This is a genomic window from Pseudorhodoplanes sp. (genome assembly GCF_046289595.1).
In the GTDB taxonomy this organism is placed as follows: Bacteria; Pseudomonadota; Alphaproteobacteria; order Rhizobiales; family Xanthobacteraceae; genus Pseudorhodoplanes.
On sequence record NZ_JBKBVB010000206.1, the window covers coordinates 1 to 3,908 of the forward strand.

Annotated in this window: 3 protein-coding genes; all 3 read left to right on the forward strand. The window is 63.5% G+C overall.

Translation table 11 applies throughout. The annotated features are described in order from the left end of the window. Positions 1-390 precede the first annotated feature (390 nt). Entirely contained in the window at positions 391-1,122 is a 732-nt protein-coding gene (locus ACK41X_RS22970) for a L,D-transpeptidase (RefSeq protein WP_409728500.1), read from the forward strand. Between the two features lie 738 nt (positions 1,123-1,860). Continuing rightward, positions 1,861-3,069 carry a TAXI family TRAP transporter solute-binding subunit gene (locus tag ACK41X_RS22975; RefSeq protein ID WP_409728503.1) on the forward strand — a complete coding sequence of 403 codons (1,209 nt, stop codon included), beginning with the start codon at positions 1,861-1,863 and terminating at the stop codon, positions 3,067-3,069. Positions 3,070-3,112: 43 nt separating this feature from the next. Next, on the forward strand, positions 3,113-3,908 hold a 796-nt coding region (locus ACK41X_RS22980), incomplete at its 3' end, for a hypothetical protein (RefSeq protein WP_409728506.1).

Genomic DNA, 3,908 nt, shown 5'->3' on the forward strand with positions numbered 1-3,908 from the left:
GGGAGGCGCGAACCGGCCTGCAGCGGCGTGCGGCAGCGGCCTGCGCCCGGAGGTAAGCCGATCTGAAGTCTGCATGGAACGACGGCGGACACGCCTCCGCAAGCTCAGATCTGCGCCGCTCGCAGTATAAAGCTTGGGCGAAATCCCGCTATCACAGCCGCCGCGCGAAAGGTCGCGCCCTCCCGGCACAGATTTTCAGCGAATCCGTCTCAATTTTAGCGATCCGCCAAAGCCGGCCGAAACACCCGTGGTCTAACAAAGGCTGCGAGGGGTCGAAATCGTGAGGGAACCAATCGCGGTTCCCGCGCATGTTTATTGTCGAGTGTGCAAACCAAGACCGGAGCCCTTGTCGCATTGGGGGATGCGAGAGACCGGCAGAAAGCGAACGCCATGACCAGGTCCGCCATCGTTCTTTGCGCCGCAGCCCTCGTGATCTCCCAAAGCCCCGCTTCCGCCCAGACCAGCGCCTATGCCGATCCGACGTTCGCGACGCCGCCGGCGTTCGCGCGGATGGCGCCGCAACCGGAAGCTGCGCCCGCGGCGAGGGACGCTGTGGAGCTGCCCTCGCATCTTCGCCGGCAGATCGTGCCTTACGCCACGCGTGAGGCGCCGGGTACCATCATCGTCGATACCCCGAACACCTATCTCTATTACGTACTCGGCAACGGCCAGGCCGTACGCTACGGCATCGGCGTCGGCCGCGACGGTTTCCGCTGGTCGGGCACGCAGCGCGTCGCGCGCAAGGCCGAGTGGCCGGACTGGCATCCCCCGGCAGAGATGGTCGCCCGCCAGCCTTATCTCCCGCGTTTCATGGCCGGCGGCCCCAGCAACCCGCTTGGCGCGCGCGCACTCTATCTCGGCAACTCGATCTATCGCATCCACGGCACCAATGCACCGTCCACCATCGGCGGCCGCGTGTCGTCCGGCTGTATTCGCATGCTGAACGACGATGTCGTCGATCTGTACGAGCGCGTGAAGCTCGGCGCAAAGGTCGTGGTGCTGCCCGATACCGGACGCAGCCGCGACATCGCCCGCAGGCTGGACCCGGAATACGGCAACGCCGTCAGTTTCTATGAGGAGCGGACTCGAAGCCGCGACGGCGCACGCTCAAGCGTCAACTGACAACCGCTTTTGACAGCAAACGAACTGACCTCAGTTTGCCGCCCGGGTGAAAGCCGGGCGGTTTTTCGTCAACGCCGTGTCTGGCGATGACGCGCGGTATTGCGCAGCGGCCTTTGCGCAGATGCTCGCCTCGCACCTTCCGGTAACGGAGTGCTTTCGCATCGACCGCGCGATCACGCGATACCGCGCAACGCTGCCGCAATTGCAAAAAAAATTTTAGAATGGTTAGCATCAGCGGCTACGTTACGAAGCTACCGCGCAGATTACATCGCTACCGCGGCTCCACTACATCGCTACCGCATCCGTGCAGTCGCGCAACACAATCGTTGCGATCAAACAACGTCACACATGCGTCGCATGGTACTTCAAAGCCACGTTGAATTTTTTCTGCCTCATTCGTGACACTAATCCACACAACTTTTCGCGACCGCAGTGGACAGTTCAACAATGCAAGCGTGGCGAAGGCACGAATGAAGAGAGTGACCAGGCTGCGTTCACCGGCTTGCGATCATGCAGCAAAGTCGATGAGGCGAAGACCATGAGAGCGGTGCCGCAGGGACGGCGGCCGGATACGCGCAGGAAACTTGCGCGGCTGCGCGCGCAAGTTTCCTGTCAACGAAATCACTTCGGACGGCCGGTCACGCATATGGGGGTATGCGTCGCCGGCCGTTTTTCGTTCCTGATGGAGATCTCGAGCGCCTGAACTAGGCGCCACACAACGTGCAAGGGGGAAGTGTCATGCGTCATCTGATTTCGGCGGCATTCGCCGCATGCGCCATGCTTTCGGCGCCGGCCCACGGCCAAAGCATTCCGGAAACGCTCAAGCAAACCGGAACCTCCGAAGCAGCGCTCAAGGAGCGGCGCAACGCCTGGACGGTCGGCGTGGCCGGCGGCCTGATGTCCGGCACCTACATGATCTTCGCGAACGAGCTCGCAAGAGCTCTGGACGACGGTGACAACCTGCGCATTCTGCCGATGGTCACCTATGGGGCGGCCTCCAACATCGACGATCTCCTGTATCTGCGTGGCGTCGATGTTGCGGTCACTCAATCCGACGTGTTCGAGTATTTCAAGAACGAGCGCAAGATCTCGAACCTCAATAACCGGATTCACTACATCATCCGCCTTCCCGTATCCGAGGTGCACATCCTTGCCCGGCGCGATATCAAGTCGCTCGAAGATCTGCGCGGCAAGAAGGTGAGTTTCGGGCCCGCCGGCGCCGGATCGAGCCTGACCGGCACCATCATCTTCCAGCGGCTCGGCATCGAGGTCGAACAGCTCAATGTCAACGAAGCGGCCGGGATGCAGAAGCTGAAGTCGGGCGAGATCGCCGCGATGATCCGCCTGGTCGGCAAGCCGATCGACTTTTTTGCGCGCATTCCGGCGGAAGACGGCCTTCACCTCCTGCCGATCCCGTTCTCGAAGAAATTCGCCGACTATTACACCATCGGCGAGTTCACCAGGGACCAGTATCCGAATTTGATGCCGGAGGGACAGACCAAGGTCGACACCATCGCCGTGCCGGCGGTGCTCGCGGCCTTTAACTGGTCGCGCGGCAGCGAGCGGCAGAAGAAGATCGAGCGGATGGTGGAACGGATGTTCGCCAACTGGAGCAAATTCCAGCAACCGCCGTTCCATCCCAAGTGGCGCGACGTGAACCTCGCGGCGACCGTTCCGGGCTGGACGCGCCTCGACTCTGCCGAGCGCGAATTGCAGAAACTGGAAGCGGCGCAGCCGACAACCAATGCTGCTTCCGAGCTCAATCGCGAATTCCAGAACTACCTGAAGCGCGCCGATTCCTCGCGCGATGCGCACCGCACGCCGCAAAGCCGCGAAGCCTTGTTCGCGGAATTCCTTGCCTGGCGTGACCGTCAGGAATCGCTCTCAGCACGGGCCGAACCGGCAACCGAGGCAAAGCCCGCGGTCCGCAGCAAGAGCCGGAAGTGAGCCGGCCGTTGGAAACATGGTGGATTTGTAAGGGAGTTGCGTCATGAGTACACCGAGCCCCGTACCGCTCGACAACCACGACGGGGTGTCGCCCTATGCTCCGAAATGGGCGCACCAGCCGACGGCCGACGCGCAGCCGATCGCCGACGCCAGACCGGATTCGCGGCGGCCCTCCGGCATCGAAACCGAAAACGACGCCCGCATCCTCGACGAAATCGAGCTCAGCCTGCGCGCGATGATCGCGGCCAATCTGGGCGGCGACGAACCCGAACGGCTGTCGGACGTGAGCCTGCGCGCCGCAGAAAGGCTCGCGCAGGATCCTCCGCTGGCGGAGCCCGCCGCCGGGCTGCACCGGCGCAGCGAAGCCCACGCCGATGACGCAAGGAGCGAGCCGGCAGACTTCGGCGCCGGGACACGGCCCGACGCGCCCCCGCACGACCAGATTGGCGCCGACATGGCAACCGTCAGAGCCGCGATCCGCGATCCCCGCACGCCGCCCTGGCTGCTGTCGCGGTCGCTCCAGCCTGAGCCGGTGCCCGAGCCGGAACCCTGGCCGCCCCGGAAGCGCAACCGCTCGAACAAAATGTTTGTCCGCTTCGGGCTTGCTGCCGTAGGCGCCGGAATTGTCGCGGCAATCGCGGTCAAGGACATTCCGTCGCTGATCGCCAATCATATCCGCGGACCGATCGAAAGCCTGTCGACCAATGCCGTCGCGGTCTTCAACGAAGGCAAGGCGCCGCCCCTGCAGGGGCGCATGGAGGCGGCGCAGAAAGAACTGGAGCGCGCAGCGGAAGCCGGCGGACGCACTGCGCTCGCCAGCGTCGACCCCAAGGTGAATG

Coding starts and splice junctions, on each gene's coding strand:
- ACK41X_RS22970 (WP_409728500.1), top strand. CDS start 391: ATGACCAGGTCCGCCATCGTTCTTTGCGCCGCAGCCCTCGTGATCTCC.
- ACK41X_RS22975 (WP_409728503.1), top strand. CDS start 1,861: ATGCGTCATCTGATTTCGGCGGCATTCGCCGCATGCGCCATGCTTTCG.